This is a genomic window from Allocoleopsis sp. (genome assembly GCF_036703385.1).
Taxonomy (GTDB): Bacteria; Cyanobacteriota; Cyanobacteriia; order Cyanobacteriales; family Coleofasciculaceae; genus Allocoleopsis.
Genome location: NZ_DATNPA010000557.1, coordinates 1 through 16,744, shown reverse-complemented (window position 1 = coordinate 16,744; position 16,744 = coordinate 1). Strand labels below are relative to the sequence as shown.

15 protein-coding genes are annotated in these 16,744 nt (G+C 47.1%); 8 read left to right on the top strand and 7 right to left on the bottom strand.

Annotated features, from left to right (window positions below; translation table 11 throughout):
- Positions 1–190 (top strand): hypothetical protein (locus tag V6C93_RS27235; RefSeq protein WP_333479808.1); only part of this gene is annotated, 190 nt, incomplete at its 5' end.
- Between the two features lie 138 nt (positions 191–328).
- On the opposite strand, the gene V6C93_RS27230 is transcribed toward V6C93_RS27235, so the two are convergent.
- From V6C93_RS27230 to V6C93_RS27215, 4 genes are all read right to left on the bottom strand, one after another.
- Positions 329–2,899, bottom strand: coding sequence for an adenylate/guanylate cyclase domain-containing protein (locus V6C93_RS27230; RefSeq protein WP_333479807.1), 2,571 nt, complete (start codon positions 2,897–2,899; stop codon positions 329–331).
- Entirely contained in the window at positions 2,896–3,018 is a 123-nt protein-coding gene (locus tag V6C93_RS27225) for a hypothetical protein (RefSeq protein WP_333479806.1), read from the bottom strand. The genes V6C93_RS27230 and V6C93_RS27225 overlap by 4 nt, the downstream gene beginning before the upstream one ends.
- 254 nt (positions 3,019–3,272) lie before the next feature.
- Positions 3,273–5,063: a translational GTPase TypA gene (gene typA, locus V6C93_RS27220; RefSeq protein ID WP_333479805.1), complete on the bottom strand. Its 1,791-nt coding sequence runs from the start codon at positions 5,061–5,063 to the stop codon at positions 3,273–3,275.
- A gap of 562 nt (positions 5,064–5,625) precedes the next feature.
- Positions 5,626–6,108: an SRPBCC family protein gene (locus tag V6C93_RS27215; protein WP_333479804.1), complete on the bottom strand. Its 483-nt coding sequence runs from the start codon at positions 6,106–6,108 to the stop codon at positions 5,626–5,628.
- Between the two features lie 513 nt (positions 6,109–6,621).
- Between V6C93_RS27215 and hemF the strand changes: the two genes are divergently transcribed.
- Entirely contained in the window at positions 6,622–7,668 is a 1,047-nt protein-coding gene (gene hemF, locus V6C93_RS27210) for an oxygen-dependent coproporphyrinogen oxidase (protein WP_333479803.1), read from the top strand.
- A gap of 318 nt (positions 7,669–7,986) precedes the next feature.
- The gene (locus V6C93_RS27205) at positions 7,987–8,355 is read left to right on the top strand and encodes an STAS domain-containing protein (RefSeq protein WP_349262859.1); all 369 of its coding nucleotides are present in this window, start codon (positions 7,987–7,989) and stop codon (positions 8,353–8,355) included.
- Between the two features lie 112 nt (positions 8,356–8,467).
- On the opposite strand, the gene V6C93_RS27200 is transcribed toward V6C93_RS27205, so the two are convergent.
- Positions 8,468–9,082 (bottom strand): chromophore lyase CpcT/CpeT, encoded by a 615-nt coding sequence (locus tag V6C93_RS27200; RefSeq protein ID WP_333479801.1) that lies wholly within the window; start codon positions 9,080–9,082, stop codon positions 8,468–8,470.
- Between the two features lie 251 nt (positions 9,083–9,333).
- Here V6C93_RS27200 and psb29 point away from each other — a divergent pair, with 251 nt between their 5' ends.
- On the top strand, positions 9,334–10,059 hold the full coding sequence (psb29, locus tag V6C93_RS27195) for a photosystem II biogenesis protein Psp29 (RefSeq protein ID WP_333479800.1): 726 nt from the start codon (positions 9,334–9,336) through the stop codon (positions 10,057–10,059).
- A gap of 103 nt (positions 10,060–10,162) precedes the next feature.
- Here the strand turns inward: psb29 and trxA are convergent, their stop codons facing one another.
- On the bottom strand, positions 10,163–10,480 hold the full coding sequence (gene trxA / locus V6C93_RS27190) for a thioredoxin (protein WP_333479799.1): 318 nt from the start codon (positions 10,478–10,480) through the stop codon (positions 10,163–10,165).
- Positions 10,481–10,572: 92 nt separating this feature from the next.
- Here trxA and fabG point away from each other — a divergent pair, with 92 nt between their 5' ends.
- The 3 genes from fabG to V6C93_RS27175 all read left to right on the top strand — a co-directional run bounded on the left by fabG (position 10,573) and on the right by V6C93_RS27175 (position 12,772).
- Positions 10,573–11,337 carry a 3-oxoacyl-[acyl-carrier-protein] reductase gene (gene fabG / locus V6C93_RS27185; RefSeq protein WP_333479798.1) on the top strand — a complete coding sequence of 255 codons (765 nt, stop codon included), beginning with the start codon at positions 10,573–10,575 and terminating at the stop codon, positions 11,335–11,337.
- Between the two features lie 256 nt (positions 11,338–11,593).
- Positions 11,594–12,316, top strand: coding sequence for a type 1 glutamine amidotransferase domain-containing protein (locus V6C93_RS27180; RefSeq protein ID WP_333479797.1), 723 nt, complete (start codon positions 11,594–11,596; stop codon positions 12,314–12,316).
- A gap of 156 nt (positions 12,317–12,472) precedes the next feature.
- Positions 12,473–12,772 carry a protealysin inhibitor emfourin gene (locus V6C93_RS27175; protein ID WP_333479796.1) on the top strand — a complete coding sequence of 100 codons (300 nt, stop codon included), beginning with the start codon at positions 12,473–12,475 and terminating at the stop codon, positions 12,770–12,772.
- A 373-nt stretch (positions 12,773–13,145) separates the two neighbouring features.
- On the opposite strand, the gene V6C93_RS27170 is transcribed toward V6C93_RS27175, so the two are convergent.
- Positions 13,146–14,273 (bottom strand): M4 family metallopeptidase, encoded by a 1,128-nt coding sequence (locus tag V6C93_RS27170; protein ID WP_333479795.1) that lies wholly within the window; start codon positions 14,271–14,273, stop codon positions 13,146–13,148.
- Between the two features lie 381 nt (positions 14,274–14,654).
- Between V6C93_RS27170 and groL the strand changes: the two genes are divergently transcribed.
- On the top strand, positions 14,655–16,322 hold the full coding sequence (gene groL, locus V6C93_RS27165) for a chaperonin GroEL (RefSeq protein WP_333479794.1): 1,668 nt from the start codon (positions 14,655–14,657) through the stop codon (positions 16,320–16,322).
- Positions 16,323–16,744 lie beyond the last annotated feature (422 nt).

The following is a 16,744-nucleotide window of genomic DNA, read 5'->3' as shown; positions in this document are numbered from 1 at the left end:
AGAACAGATGGAACAGCATTCTACTCTAACTCCTGAGTATAAGTTTGAAATAGTCCAACGCTTTTCGCGGTCAGCCGAACAACGAGAAATTGCTGATGTAGGAATATCTACACCAAGCTTTTGCATCTACTCAAAACTGATTCTTAGTGAAACGGTTTTTCAAAAAAAACAGCAGTTTCGTCCCAGCTAAGGCTGCTCAAACAGTATCAGTGTCTCAGCGAACACAGCTTTGATTTTACAAGTTAGCTGGATCTGATTCATTCTACTTTTAGGAATAAATCATCTCTGCTTTTAGGAATAATTGAAATTATTAATCAGGGAAAAATCTCTAAAAATTTTGTCCTCGAAGTAGATAGGTTGTCATTTCCCCCTTACCTTTAATCGGAATACGCCCTCGCTGTTCAAACAAAAACTCTTCCTTTAATAACTCGTAGGTAGCCGTTGTGACTTGAATCTCTCCGGGAATGCCATTCCCTTCCATACGAGAGGCTGTATTTACGGTATCACCCCACAGATCGTAAATGAATTTGTTGAGACCCAGCACCCCCGCTACTACAGGGCCGATATTTATGCCGATTCGGAGCTTAAAGGATTCATCAATTTGAGTATTGACGTTTGCGATCGCAGATTGCATGGCAAGCGCCATTTGTGCGATCGAGCGAGCATGATCGGGGCGGAATATCGGTAAACCCCCAACCACCATGTACGCATCACCAATGGTCTTAATTTTCTCCAAACCGTATCGTTGAGCTAATTTATCAAACTTTGAGAAAATAATGTTGAGAATTGATACCAGTTCTTCGGGCGTTTTTTTGGAAGAAAACTCGGTAAAGCCAACCAGATCGGCAAATAGAACACTGACCTCTTCAAACTTATCAGCGATGGGGTTTTCTCCATCTTGTAATCGTTTGGCAATGGGGGCAGGTAAAAGATTTAGGAGTAGTGTTTTGGTTTGTTCTTGCTCAAATTTCAGCGCCTCTTCGATTAACTTACGCTCTGTGACATCCGAAACCGTACCTTCGTAGTACAAAAGTTTTCCTTTCTGTTCGTCCTTGGCGCTGGGCTTAGATGCTAACGCATCTCGTTTCGATACCGCGCGATCGCGCACGGCACGGGTATTCTCGGCAATCCAAATCATTGTGCCATCTTTGCGCTGCACCAAAGACTCAAACTCCTTCACTTCATTGTTCGCTTCGATTGCCGCGACGAATTCTTTGTAGCGGTTCGGTTTAACATAAAGTTGTCGAGAAATGTCTTGAATACTATTAATTAGGTCTTCTGGCGAGTCATAGCCGTATATCCTCGCTAAAGCGGGATTTGCACTCAGGTATTGTCCGGAGGGTGTAGCTTGAAAAATCCCCTCAACGGCATTTTCAACAATACTGTGATATTTCTCTTGGGTAATTCGCAAGGCTTCTTCAGTTTGCTTGCGCTGAATCAGTGAACCTAACTGAGTAGCAACTGCATTAATTAACTCTACCAAATGTCGCTGACGGGGGCTTGCTGCTTTCTTATAGAAAACTAAAATTGCCAAAACTTGGTCATTAAACAAAATCGGAACACCGAAACTCGCTTTTAATCCTGCCTCTGCTGCAATATTAGAACGCGGACAAACTTCGCACGGCTGATTCGAGATATCTTCGATCCATTCGGGTTGCTTACATAACCAAACACGTCCTGGTATGCCAAAATTAGGAGCAAATTTGACTGTTAAACTTTGGTTTCTAAATTCCTCCAGGCTAGGCTCACTAGCATACCAACCCAGAGAGCATTCTAATAAACGGCTATCCGGGTTAGGAATCCAGGCTTCGCCAAAATCCCAACCAATCGTCTCACAACTAGAGCGCAGAATGATGGATAAAGCGGAGTGAAAGTCATCGGTTTCAGCAATAGCTTGGGTAGTGGAGACTAGAAAAAAGATTTCCTCTTCAGCGCGTTGGCGCACTCGGATTTCTTGCTGGAGTCTCTGATTTTGTTGCTCCAGTTCTATTTGAGCCTGCTTGCGCTCTGTGATATCGGTTTGAATCCCGATAAAGTGAGTTAAGCATCCCGTTGCATCTCGGACTGGGGTTAGGCAGAATTCATTCCAGAACAAAGAGCCATCTTTACGATAGTTTCGCAAAACAACCTGCGTGTCTGTACCAGCAGCAATGGCACTTCTAAGTTGTTCCAGTGCGGGCTGTTCTTTATCGCTTCCTTGCAAAATACGACAGTTTTGACCCCTGAGTTCAGAAGCCGTGTAACCTGTAATTCGCTCAAATCCTGAATTTACGTAAATAATGGGATTGTCAGGGGCTTGTGCATCGCAAATGAGAATGCCATTGTTAGAGGCAGCGATCGCTCGTTCCAACAGTTGCAAACGCTCCTCTGCAAGTTTGCGTAAGCGAAGCTCGTCGTAGACATCGCTTATATCCCGTGCTACCCAAAGTACTGAGTTTTCTGAAAAAGGAGAGATTGTGGCAGTAAACCAAACTTCCTGTTCCTCGAAGGATAGACTGTAATCAAAATTGAGCCTCTGCTTGGTGTCTAAAGCCTGCAAAATTTTTTTGAACCAAGTCTTAGCTGTCTTATCCTGAAAAAATTGTTCAATTGTCTGACTAATTAAGTCAGTACTGGGTTCATAAAAACAAATTGGATTTGTCGGTAAAATATCGATATCTGTGAGCTGCCTTCCTCTTGTATTAATGACTAATATGATATCTGTCATTACCTCAAAGGTTGCACGCATCGTCGCCTCACAGCTGCGTATCTTTTCCTCCAGTAATTGGTCAGATGCGCGTAGCCTCTCTTCCAGTAATCGACGCTTGCTAATCTCCTCTTGAAGTTGTTGATTTATTCGTCTTAACTCGGATGTTTGCTCATCAACCCGATGTTGCAAATTTCTAACAATTTGATTCATGTTTTCGGAGTTGTGCATAAGACGCGCTCATCATCTGCCATTGCCTCAACCAAAGTTTCTCCGCAAGCGGGGACTGCCGTCGCCGCTCCCTCAACTCCTACCCATTTCTTGGAGTTCACTAGGGGTTCCGGTGATTATTACTACGGCTACTGCTTTATTGAAAATGTCGGAAATCCTTTTCTAAAAAGGTTTTATCTAGAGATTAAGTGATGCTAACCCCGCCTTTTATCTTACAAAAATCATTGAACCACCATATCCACAATTATGAGAACGTAGGAAACCGTACTGGAGCAGCAAAAAAGCCCGCGCAGGCGGGCTTTGTTTATATAGCTCCAGATTTCAACCTGTGAGCTACTCTTACTTCATCTCGTCTTTAACGCTTGACCAATTTCTTCGTCATCTTCCGCAAGCGCACCGACTTAGGCGTCACTTCCACCAGTTCATCGGAGCCGATGTATTCCAGAGCACGCTCTAAGCTCATCTCCATTGGTGCTTGCAACTGCACGAGCTCATCACCCGTAGCAGAGCGGTGGTTGGTTAGCTGCTTGGTCTTACAAACATTCAGATCCAGGTCTTGAGGACGGTTGTGTTCCCCAACAATCATGCCTCTGTAGACTTTGGTCCCCGGTGTAATAAAGAACACACCCCGGTCTTCCCCGTTCTTCATCGCGTAGAAGGTCGCCACTCCTTCCTCAAACGAGATAATCACCCCATTGCGGCGGGTTTCGACATCACCTGAGAAAGGACGATAATCCAGGAAGCTATGATTCATTATGCCCTCACCTCGTGTCAGGCGCATGAACTCACCTCGGAACCCAATTAAACCCCGCGCTGGAATCACAAACTCCAGTTGAGTGCGGTTATTGCCTCCCATTTGCATATCCTGCATTTCGCCCTTGCGCTGACCGAGGCGTTCGATACAGCCGCCCACTGCGGCTTCAGGGACATCTAGCACCAATAACTCATACGGTTCGCAGGGTTGACCGTTGACTTCTCGGTAAATCACCTGTGGCTGGGACACTTGAAACTCATACCCCTCACGGCGCATGGTTTCGATTAGGATACCCAGGTGCAGTTCACCGCGACCCGAAACCAAGAATTTATCCGGTGAGTCGGTTTCTTCAACGCGTAGGGCGACGTTGGTTTCCAATTCACGCAAGAGGCGATCGCGCAATTGCCGCGAAGTCACAAAATCCCCTTCCTGGCCCGCAAACGGCGAATCATTCACCGAGAAGGTCATCTGCAAGGTTGGCTCGTCCACCTTAATCAGGGGTAAGGCTTGCGGTTCATTGGGGCAAGTAATCGTTTCCCCAATGTTGGCATTGGCAAACCCAGCAACAGCGACGATATTACCAGCTGAGGCTTCTTCCCAGTCGATGCGCTTGAGTCCTTCAAAGCCCATCAATTTGGTAATTTTTCCCTTGACAATTGCCCCTGTCTCTGTTACTAAAGCCGCTTGCTGACCCGCTTTGAGCGTGCCATTGTGGATACGACCAATCACAATCCGACCGACATATTCCGAATAGTCAAGGGTGGTCACTTGCAGTTGTAAGGGCTTAGTGACATCTCCAACGGGTGGGGGGACATGACGTAAAATTGCCTCAAACATGGGTTGCATATCCACGCCTTGGGCATTCAAATCTTCTTTGGCGTAGCCTTCTAGACCGGAGGCGAACAGATAAGGAAATTCACACTGGTCATCGTCTGCGCCTAATTCTAGGAACAGGTCTAAGACCTTATCAACGGCACCGTGGGGGTCGGCTTGGGGTCGGTCGATTTTATTGACGACAACAATGGGGCGTAATCCCTTTTCCAAGGCTTTTTTCAGCACGAACCGGGTCTGAGGCATTGGCCCTTCATTGGCATCCACAATCAGGATGCAGCCATCCACCATCCCCAACACCCGCTCAACCTCACCGCCAAAATCAGCGTGACCGGGGGTATCAACAATATTGATTAAGGTTTCTTTGTAGCGAACGGCGGTGTTTTTGGAAAGAATTGTAATGCCCCGTTCCCGCTCTAAATCGTTGGAGTCCATGACGCAGTCTGGAACGTCTTCCCCTTCGCGGAAAATCCCAGATTGTTTGAGAAGGGCATCAACAAGAGTGGTTTTGCCGTGATCGACGTGGGCAATGATAGCAACGTTACGAATAGGGAGAGACATATGAAGCGTCACAGAATGAGTGGCAGGAGTAAAAAATTCTGGTAAAGATTTCTTAATAATTCTAGCTTACCGTATGGGGCGATCGCTGGACTGTGTTATTTAAAACACCAATTTGAGTTAGAGGCTCTAGATCTCCCAGATAAGCAGGAGCGATCGCGTATTCGTGTTTGCGAAGTCATGGCGTGGCGGTACTAATCATTGATGTGCCGCTAGCGCCACCCCCTTAAGATAGATTCATTTTGGGTAATGCCGCCTAGTAGCGATCGCAGGCAATATACCTACCAGTTTTCACACCGCTCTTGGCTATGGGGTTTCAGGGAAGGACTCAACCGCCTTGATGTATCAGGGAGATTAGCCAATCTCTGGTAGCCTTATATTAAGAATCCCTAATTTTAATTAAATTAATGTTACACATTACCTCCCTCTTAATGTAATTAACAAACAGCAATAGGCTAAACCCAGTGAAGCTTATAGAGTTTTCAGAAGTTGCGTTATTCAATCAGGACTGTCAGTAAAATTGGGTTGAAATTACTTTGTTGAAGGCACAGGGATAGAATAGCTTCTACAGCGCAGCTATCTGCTCGGCTGCTTGCGCTAATTCAGAGGCCACACGCGCGGCGTAAGGGCGAATTAACCACCAAATTAAAGGGGATAACCAACCGCGTAGTGTCACAGAGTAAGACACATAGGTGCCACAAACAGTTGATTCAATCTGGTAAGTCACCAGCTTTTCCACGCCAGGGATTGCCAGCACGCGTACACTCAGTAACTCACCCGGTCGAACACGCTCAACAAAAATTCGTACCGGAATCGGTATCAAGCGAGTCACCACCTGGTAAATTATGCCAGGTTTAGCCGTTAACCCTTTTGGAGCATTAGTGCTAGATAACAGGGGATGCCAGGAAACATCGGCTAAGTTGATGATTTTTTGCCAAAGAACGTCTACCGGAGCAGCACTTAGGGCACGATATGTTCTGAAGAGGGTAAACTTGCAGCAAATCCCCTCTCGACCAGCGATTAATTTGAAGGAAAAGTTGAGAATCACAATACACCTCCCTAAGCGTTCGCCTAGGCCAACCTATGATTTTAGGCAAATGGCGTCGCGGGTAAAATCCCCCTATTCCCCTATTTAGGATATAGTCGCAACTCCTTGAAAAACAATTCAAGATAACCCCTAACTGATTCAGATCAATTGGGCGCAGGTCTGTGATATTAATACTCCTGATAGGCTGTGGACTTGATGAGCGCTCCAGTCAGGAAACTCAAAGTTTGTTTCAAAGGCCAGTGGGTGCATATCTTTCAAGAACCAATCCGAGTTAGTCTAAGTAAAGTCAAGTAACACTTCAGGGTGATTTTTGACTTGAGTCTGGTTAAAAAATGTTCTAAAGAACCCCTAGCAAATTGTGTGAACGCCGCTTCGCGGTGATGTTCTACGCTTGAGCGTATGCTAGGCCAACAAGCGATCGCACTGACTTTATAAACTAGATTCACAACTTAAACCATCGAGATGCCCATCACGGGCTACCCGTTTTTGGGCTAACTACATTGAATTGAGATTATGACAGCTTTTCAGACAGACACAACGACCACCACTAAGTCTTCGCCTTCTTTACCTCCAGTTGGCTCTAGAGATCGAGTCAAGCAGTTCATGCTAAAGCTGCAAGATACAATTTGTAACGAATTGGAAAAGCTAGATGGAACTAGCACCTTTAAGGAAGATGTCTGGGAGCGGGAAGAAGGTGGCGGAGGTCGTTCCCGTGTCATGCGCGAAGGTGCTGTATTTGAGCAGGGTGGAGTTAACTTTTCTGAGGTTTGGGGTCATCAGCTACCCCCCTCTATTCTGGCTCAGCGTCCAGAGGCAGCAGGACATGGCTTTTTTGCTACCGGCACATCAATGGTATTGCATCCTCGCAATCCTTATGTTCCGACTGTTCATCTAAATTATCGTTACTTTGAGGCAGGCCCAGTCTGGTGGTTTGGGGGGGGAGCCGATTTAACGCCTTACTACCCCTTTGCCGAAGATGCCGCACATTTTCATCGCACCCTAAAAGGAGCCTGTGATGCTCATCACTCAGAGTATTATCCAGTTTTCAAGCGCTGGTGTGATGAGTACTTTTATTTGAAACATCGTCAAGAATCGCGGGGCATTGGCGGACTCTTCTTTGACTACCAAGATGGAACAGGTCAACTATATCGCGGCCCTCATCAAGATAGTCCAGGGGCGATTTATAGTGATAGGCTTGGGAGCCTAGAGCCGCGTAGTTGGGAAGATTTGTTTGCCTTCGTGCAGGAGTGCGGCTTGGCATTTGTACCAGCTTATCTGCCAATTGTTGAGCGCCGTCAAGGAATAGAGTATGGCGAAAAAGAGCGAAATTTCCAACTCTATCGCCGGGGTCGCTATGTAGAATTTAACCTGGTCTATGACCGGGGCACGATTTTTGGTCTGCAAACCAACGGGCGTACTGAGTCAATACTGATGTCTCTCCCTCCTCTAGTCCGTTGGGAATATAGCTACCAACCTGAGCCAAATACACCTGAAGCCGAGTTGTACGAGATATTTCTTAAGCCTCAAGACTGGTCTAACTGGACGCCTTTGACCTCATGATGAAGATATCTGAGTTAAACTAACCTGAGGTGGGGATCTGTCTGCACGCAACAAGGTTGAGCGTTGATTCAACGGAGTCTTCAAGCTTTAATTCAGGCAGCAAGTCCTCAACTAAACGGTAGCTCCTCTTGAGCTTCAAGGGGAGCTGCTGCTGCAAGGAGCATCTAGATAGCTGCCAATAATGTATGCAAACGGGTCAGAATGTCTCTATGCTACTCAGCAAAAAGATAAAAATCATCGTAAGTCAGATCGATGTTCAAGGCTTGGAGTAATCCAAGCAATCAACACGTTTATACAGGTTTAGAAAGGCAGGTATTGATGATTCATATTGAGCAGAAAACACATACGACGAAAGATGGCACGACTGTCATTGTTTTGGCTCCTGTTGGACGATTGGACATTACTACGGCTTGGCAATTTCGCTTGAAGTTGCAAGAGTGTATCTCTAAACTCAGCCGTCATGTAATCGTCAACCTGAGTCAGGTTAACTTTATTGACAGTTCGGGTTTAACCTCTCTAGTGGCAGGAATGCGAGATGCTGACAAAGTTAAAGGAAGCTTCCGCATTTGTAACGTCCATCCAGAGGCAAAACTGGTGTTTGAGGTCACTATGATGGACTCAGTTTTTGAAATCTTTGAAACGGAGGAAGATGCCTTGGAAGGGGTTCCCCGGAGTATGGCAACTTGAAAAGGTTTGAAGGTTTGAAAATTTAAAGGTTGAAGGTTTGAAGGTTTGAAGGTTGAAGGTTGGCTTGAACGTGCCAATTTGTTAACTTGCCGATCGGCCAACCTGCGACTCTTTAGATAGGTAACTCGTTGGCAAAATCTTGACGTTTGATGAAGCGAAATGGGCCGAGTAAGGCTCCCCAAGTCGCTCTTCCGGTCGCTGAGTCAATGCCTTTGTCGTAGCTGCGGAATTCCTCAGATGTGGCCTCAAAGCCTAATGAAATTTGGTAACTTTGGCCTTGATAACTAAAGCTACAAGGAGTATCGGTGGCGGAAAAGGCTGAAAATTCATAGATATTAGGAGCAACTAGGCGCTGTTTTATGCTAAGGGTACAGCCCGGTAAGAACTCGATCTGTTCAGTTGTAAGCTGCCTTAGTAATTCTGGATTACGACCGGCACCTCGAATCGCATCTGCATCTTTTAGCATATAAAACTGCACCTGTAAAGAGTCGGGTGGAGTTGGGCTGGGATAAAGTCGCAGGATTCTCGGACGGTAAGGTTTATCGAGGTTAACAATATTAGCCTGTTCAGCAAATAGGGTAAGGCTGTCTTCGATAAACAAGGGAACAGGTCGCAGCCAGAGGCGGAGATGAACGTACCAGGCTGGGTCAGCGATCGCTTGTTGTTGATTGTCGAACTCACCCGCCATGTAGCGTGCTAAGGTAATTAACTCAGGAGAAAAGGTCATTAGGGTTGAAGGTTTGAGGGTTGAAGGTTGAAGGTTGAAGGTTAAGAGTATTTTTCACGATTAACTGTTTTGAAAGTCTCCTTTCATGCTGGAGTGTGAGCGTACCGCTCATGAGTGTCTCTTGAGAGCTTCTAGCTTCGACACTCTGCGATCCCGGATTGTATCATCAGTGACCTTTGGGCGCTCTTAACCTTGGCAAACGTGTCCTTAAGCGAGACAATGGTTTTACGTCCTCCCTTACAGTCTGCTTTGTGAATAACCTTCGCACAGTCTCAGATACTAAACGAGACTTTTATAACCATCACACCCGTCCTGTTAACTCCATCTTCCGACGGGTGGTAGAAGAGTTGATGGTCGAAATGCATTTGCTGTCGGTCAATGTTGATTTTCACTACGAGCCCATCTATGCGCTGGGGGTTGTGACATCCTTTAACCGCTTCATGGAGGGCTACCGACCGGAACGAGATAAAGCATCAATTTTTGATGCCCTTTGTCAGGCAGTAGGAAACCAGCCGGAACAGTACAAGCAGGATGCCCAATGGCTGGAGACTATGGCCGAGCGTGTAACAGGGCAAGAATTAGTGTCCTGGTTAAGCGCACCAAGACCTCAAGATACCTTAGGGGATTTGTATGCCACAGTCGCCGCGATCGCAGAAAATCCTAAATTTAAGTACAGCCGCCTATTTGCCATTGGTCTATATACCCTGCTAGAAAAGGCGGATTCAGACTTGGTTCAGGATGAGAAGCGGCGAACTGAAGCTCTAAAGCAAATTAGTGATGGCTTACACCTCCCCGAAGAGAAGTTGCAAAAAGACCTAGAGTTGTACCGTAGCAACCTGCAAAAAATGGAACAGGTGCGAGTCGTGATCCAAGATGCCATTGAGGCTGATCGCAAAAAGCGGGAAAAGCGTCTTCAGGATCAGAATAAGGCAACTACGCCTTCGAGTGATTCTCAAGAATCTACACCTGGTGTCTGACTCTCCTAAAAGCACAGCCCCCTCTTCTGAGCGATCTTAATCAGAGATGGGATGCGGCTCAGGAGTTTTGCTATAGAGAGTAGTTCCAAAAGACAGCTAATCTCTAAACCAAGGCTTGTAATCGTTGGATAATCTGTTCAGCCGGTAAGACCCCTTCAATCCGATCTACCGGCTGACCGTTTTTAAAGAGTACCAAGGTTGGCAAAGCATGAATTTGATACTGAGATGCCAGCTGAGGATATTTATCTGAGTCAATTTTGACGACCTGTAACCGACCCTTTAGCTGAGTGTTCACTTTATCCAGGATAGGAACCATCATCTGACACGGGCCACACCAAGTCGCGTAAAAATCGACTAATACAGGTACATCCGAGCCAGAGAGTAGATCTTCAAAGCTACTGAACTGCTTCTTAACCGCCATAGGATAAAAAATTCCTCTGATTAGGGTTTCTGCTCGATTCTAGTGCAAAATTCTTGGAGCTGAATTAGCGGATATTTCAAGAGGAATTTTTCATGGAAACCCTACAAATAACTTCACAACGGTTACGCGAGCGCGTTGCTATCATTACGGGAGCCTCGCGTGGGATTGGTCGAGCCACAGCCTTGGCGTTGGCAGCTGAGGGAGCGAATGTGGTGGTGAACTATGCTAGTTCCAGTACTGCCGCCGAGGAAGTGGTAAAGACAATTACTGACGGTGGAGGAAATGCGATCGCACTTCAGGCGGATGTCTCTAAGGTCGATCAGGTAGACACCCTGATCAATAAAACCCTAGAAAAATTGGGTCGTGTTGACGTGCTGGTTAACAATGCTGGCATTACTCGCGACACCCTGCTTCTGCGGATGAAACCGGAAGACTGGCAGGCTGTGATTGACCTGAACTTGACAGGTGTTTTTTTGTGTACCAAGGCAGTGAGCAAAATCATGCTCAAGCAAAAGTCAGGTCGCATTATCAACATTACTTCCGTGGCAGGGCAGATGGGAAACCCTGGTCAGGCAAATTACAGTGCCGCGAAGGCAGGTGTGATTGGGTTTACCAAAACAGTAGCGAAGGAGTTGGCAAGTCGTGGCATTACCGTGAATGCAGTAGCACCAGGATTTATTGCCACAGATATGACCAGCGAGATCAAATCCGATGAAATTCTCAAATATATTCCCTTGGCTCGTTACGGTGAACCCGAAGAAGTAGCTGGAATGATTCGGTTTTTGGCTGCTGACCCAGCCGCCGCTTACATTACCGGGCAGGTGTTGAATGTTGATGGTGGAATGGTGATGGCGTAGCCTTTAGGGAAAAATCAAAGCCTCTCTCCTTCTAGGAGAGAGGTTTTCCACATCCCGTGAAAAGTAAGGTGTACTTTGTGGTTCGTGGAAAAATAGGCATTCTTTGTACTTTGTAGCGGAAAGGGAGTAAATTCCCAGTTCAAAGTGGTACTACTCAGGTGAGGTGAATTCTAGAAAGAGTCAACCTAAAGTTGAAGTAAGGTAAGGGGCTGATGCTGAAACAGCAAAAGACCAACGCGATCGCGAGGAATGAACAATGAGTCAGAACAAACGATTATTGATGGTGGTAACGAGCCACAACACACTGGGCAATACGGGTAAGGAAACTGGCTTCTACCTTTCAGAAGTCACCCATCCTCACGATGTATTCACTCGTGCAGGTCTCACTGTGGATTTTGTCAGTCCTAAGGGTGGCAAAACGCCGATGACTGGCGTTGAATTAGAAGACCCCTTGAACAAGGTATTTTTGGACAACCCCGACCTAGTTGCGCAAATCGAGAACACTCTCAATCCCACACAGATTGACCCAGCCAAATATGTCGGTATTTTCTACGCTGGCGGTCATGGAACGATGTGGGATTTTCCAGAAAATGAACAACTAGCCAGCCTCGCTTCTGCTATCTACGAACAGGGTGGCGTAGTGGGTGCCGTCTGTCATGGGCCATCAGGATTAGTAAACGTCAGGCTTTCGAGTGGCGAATACCTCGTTTCTGGTAAGACGGTGTCTTCGTTCACCAATGAAGAGGAAGCGGCTGTTGGGCTCACAGAGGTTGTCCCCTTTCTGCTAGAGTCAAAGCTGATCGATCGCGGTGCTGAGTTCACCAAAGCTCCTAACTTTGAAGCTCATACAGTAGTGAGCGATCGCTTAGTGACAGGGCAGAATCCTGCTTCAGCAGCAGGTGTAGGCGAACGGATGGTAGAACTAATTGAGAGCCTGCCAGAAAAGTCAGTTTCTTTCGTCTCATCAACAGCTTCTTGACATACTGTTCGAGGAGAACGGTTTCTCAACACAGCATGAAAATTATTCATGATTTTTGTGATATATTCCCCAAGCTGAGCCAATCTCAGTTGGGAAAAATGTCACACTTGGGCACCTGAACGGCAAACGTAGCTTGTTGTTAGAGTGAGGGACACCATGCGTATGACTTTTGAACGGACTGGCGGCTTTGCAGGGATGACGATAACCAAGGTCGTTGATACGACAACTCTACCTGCCGAAGACAGCAACCAGCTGCGCCGACTGGTTGACGCCGCTGATTTCTTTCATTTACCCGCTACCATAATTACCAAAAGCCGACAACCCGATCGCTTTCAGTACCACTTGACGATTCAAGAAGATAATCAGCAACATACGGTCGTCGTTAGTGAACAAGCCGTACCTAGCTCCTTAAGACTACTGATCGAATGGCTGATGGCAGCAGCGCGACACAGTTAGGAGAAATGGCACTGACTTAATAAAATTAGCCCATCCATCAATCCTTAGACCTCTTGCATAAATCCGAAAAGGGCGATGCATTTGCGGATAAAAACCCTGATTTCACCGATAAATCCGGGCGCAAATGCATCGCCCCTACAGCTAAAATCGACTTTTGCAAGAGACGTTCATGAGCGGTACGCTCACACTCCAGGATGAAAGGAGACTTTCAAAACAGGTCTCTTGTGCAGGGGGTCTGGGGGAGGTAACCCCGTCTCCCAGTGGGGCGATTGGGGGGAACCCCCCCCAATCCGGGTTTTTCCGAAGAACGACCACTTCTCACTTAAGTCCGTGCCATTCAACCTGAGTGGGTCTTCTTTTGAATGAGTCCTCCCTATTGACTGGAGATGACTCCTACAGTTGTCCAGCCATTACGGACTGCATTCTGCTCTGGACTATCCTCACCGTAGAGTTGTCCTGCAATCTCGATGGTGATGTTAGCGGCGTCGGCAAAATCGGAATCGGGCTTGAGCCTAGTTGTTAAAGCGGTGTACCAGATTTTTCCTGCCTTTTCCCAAGCATAACCCCCTATCTCCGTAGCAGCGAGGTAAAAGGCACGGTTTGGGATGCCTGAGTTGATATGCACGCCGCCGTTATCTCGAGTGCCTGTGTAGAGATTGTCCATGTGTGCAGGTTGGGGGTCTTTACCGAGCACAGGGTCATCGTAGGCTGTCCCTGGAGCCTTCATAGAGCGGAGAGCTACCCCTTGGACATCGGGTGTAAACAAACCCTCTCCGATGAGCCAGTCTGCTTGCTCGGCGGTCTGATTCAAAACGCGCTGTTTGACTAAGGAACCGAAGACATCAGACATGGATTCATTGAGTGCTCCGGGTTGGTCTTGATACTCCAGATTGGCTGTAAACTGGGTCACACCATGTGTTAGCTCATGCCCAATCACATCAATTGACTTGGTGAAGCGTTGGAATATTTCCCCATCCCCATCACCATAAACCATCTGGCTACCGTTCCAAAAGGCGTTGTCATAATTCCGACTGTAATGAACGGTAGAGTCCAAACGCATACCATTACCATCGATGGAATTACGCCCAAACACCTCATAGTAGAGGTCATAGGTAGCACCAGCCCCGTCGTAGGCTTCGTTTACTGCTACATCTTTGCTGGCGGGAGCCCCCTCACTCCGAACTCGTGTGCCAGGGAGCCGAGTCCGATGTTTGGCATCGTAGACAGTGCGGCGCTTCTCACCCGTTGGTGCTAGTAAAAAACCTGAGAAGATTTTTCCTACGACTTCTCGCCGTCCGCGAATCTGTGCTGATACATTTAATGTTTGAAACGCTAAATCACGCTGGCTTTCCGTGCCTCGTTGAGCAATCTCTCGCAGGATATAAGGCGGGACAATAGAACAAATGGGGCACAAAGAGTTCGTTAGATGGGAACGTTTCGACTTAGCTGGTAGCTCAACACCAGCGAACTTACGGGTGTTTTTTTTAGCCTTTCGGACCATGAATAACCTCCTTGGTGAAGCTGGCGATAACCCGTGGATTAACCGCCATTAGGGAGTGCATCCCGATATTACCAATGTATTTCCGAGGGTAATGCTGCTACGAAGTTTACGAACTTGCTTGAGCTTGAATTGTGTCTTGACTAATTGGGTTTGCACTCCCCTTACGATTGAGCCATCAAAACAATGCAAAGCTATCCAAAAACCAGAGTTTCCTCACAAAAAGTTACTTAAAATACTTTTTTGCAATAAATGTTGAGAGTTTAAGTCGTATCGCTCCAGATTACGTCATATAGAAGATGGTGCGATCGCTCCCGGACTTAGCACTCAGACCTGTAGAGTGCTAAATTGGCTAATGGAGACACGACGACACACAGGAAACTTATGGCAAAAATCGTTTCGTTTGATGAAGAATCAAGACGAGCCTTAGAGCGGGGCGTCAACGCTCTTGCTGATGCTGTCCGCATTACCCTAGGCCCCAGAGGTCGGAATGTTCTGTTAGAAAAGTCCTATGGGGCACCCCAGATTGTCAACGATGGGATTACCGTTGCCAAAGAAATCGAACTGGAAGACCCCTTAGAGAATACGGGGGCTCGGCTCATTCAAGAAGTTGCCTCCAGAACCAAAGAAATCGCGGGTGATGGTACCACAACAGCTACGGTTCTTGCTCAGGCGCTGATTCGGGAAGGTCTCAAGAACGTCGCAGCGGGTGCAAATCCTGTTGCCGTGCGTCGGGGTATTGACAAAACGATCGCACATCTGGTCAAAGAGATTGAGGCAATGGCGAAACCCGTGGAGGGAAGTGCGATCGCTCAAGTTGCCACAGTTTCTGCGGGGAACGACGAAGAAGTCGGTCGCATGATCTCCGAGGCGATGGAGAAAGTCACCAAAGACGGTGTGATTACCGTTGAGGAGTCCAAATCCCTCTCCACTGAACTGGAAGTCGTGGAAGGGATGCAGATTGACCGAGGCTATATTTCCCCCTACTTCGTGACGGATCAAGAACGGATGACGGTGGAATATGAGAACCCTCGCATCCTGATTACCGACAAAAAGATTAGCAGCATCCAAGACTTAGTTCCCGTGCTGGAGAAAATGGCGCGGGCCGGTCAACCCCTGTTGATTATTGCAGAAGACTTAGAAGGGGAAGCTTTGGCTACCTTGGTGGTGAACAAAGCACGGGGTGTGTTGAGTGCAGCGGCAATCAAGGCTCCTGGATTTGGTGATCGCCGCAAAGCCATGTTGCAAGATATTGCTACTCTCACGGGCGGTCAGTTAATTTCTGAAGAAATTGGCTTAAGCCTGGATACGGTGACTGCCGATATGTTGGGAACAGCGCGGAAAATCACCATTGATAAAGACTCCACCACCATCGTCTCAGGTGACGAAAATACCGCAGACGTACAGAAGCGAATTGTTCAAATCCGTAAGCAGTTGGCAGAAACCGACTCAGAATACGATAAAGAAAAACTCCAAGAACGGATCGCCAAACTTGCGGGTGGTGTTGCCGTGATTAAGGTCGGTGCGGCGACTGAAACCGAGCTCAAAGACCGTAAACTGCGGATTGAAGACGCCCTCAACGCCACAAAAGCGGCGGTTGATGAAGGTATCGTCCCTGGCGGTGGTACGACGTTGATTCGCTTGATTCCGAAAATTGGCGAGATCAAAAAGAGTCTAGGTGAAGAAGAAAAAATTGGCGCGGACATCGTCGCCAAGGCATTAGAAGCACCTCTGCGTCAGATGGCAGATAATGCAGGTGTTGAAGGTTCTGTCATCGTCGAGAAGGTGCGGACTAGTGATGTCAATATTGGCTACAATGCTGCCACTGACAAATATGAAGACCTGATTGCGGCTGGCATTATCGATCCCGCTAAGGTTGTGCGATCGGCGCTTCAGAACGCTGGTTCTATTGCTGGTATGGTTTTGACCACCGAAGCTCTGGTTGTTGAGAAGCCCGAGAAGAAAGCACCTGCCCCTCCTGATATGGGCGGCATGGGCGGCATGGGTGGCATGGGCGGCATGGGCGGCATGGGTGGCATGGGCATGATGTAGTCCACCGCCATTTAGGTAAGAACCCTTGAGAGCAGCTTATCTCTTTAGATAGGCTGTTTTTTTGTTGCGATCGCTGATTCTTGCAGTAATACTAGATGAGATGATCGCTGGTTTAGAGATGCTGATTAACCGACAAAACTCCCCAACCTCTCATCTAGTTAGCCCTCTAGATTAATTGTGCTTTTTCTCGCCAGGACTATCACTTGGTATTGATTTCAGGGAACTCTATATGTAAAACCGCTGAGATTCATTTGTTAGGTAGGGACGAGTAGGACAATGCTTGTATTTTTTATTCATGGTGTTGCCACACAAGATGCTAAATATGCTCATCCTCTAGAAAGTCTGATTAAAGAGGAGTTTAAGAAAAGAGGTAAATCTTCCCCTCTTTTTTCTTCAAGCTTTTGGGGGCATTTTCTCAAGGA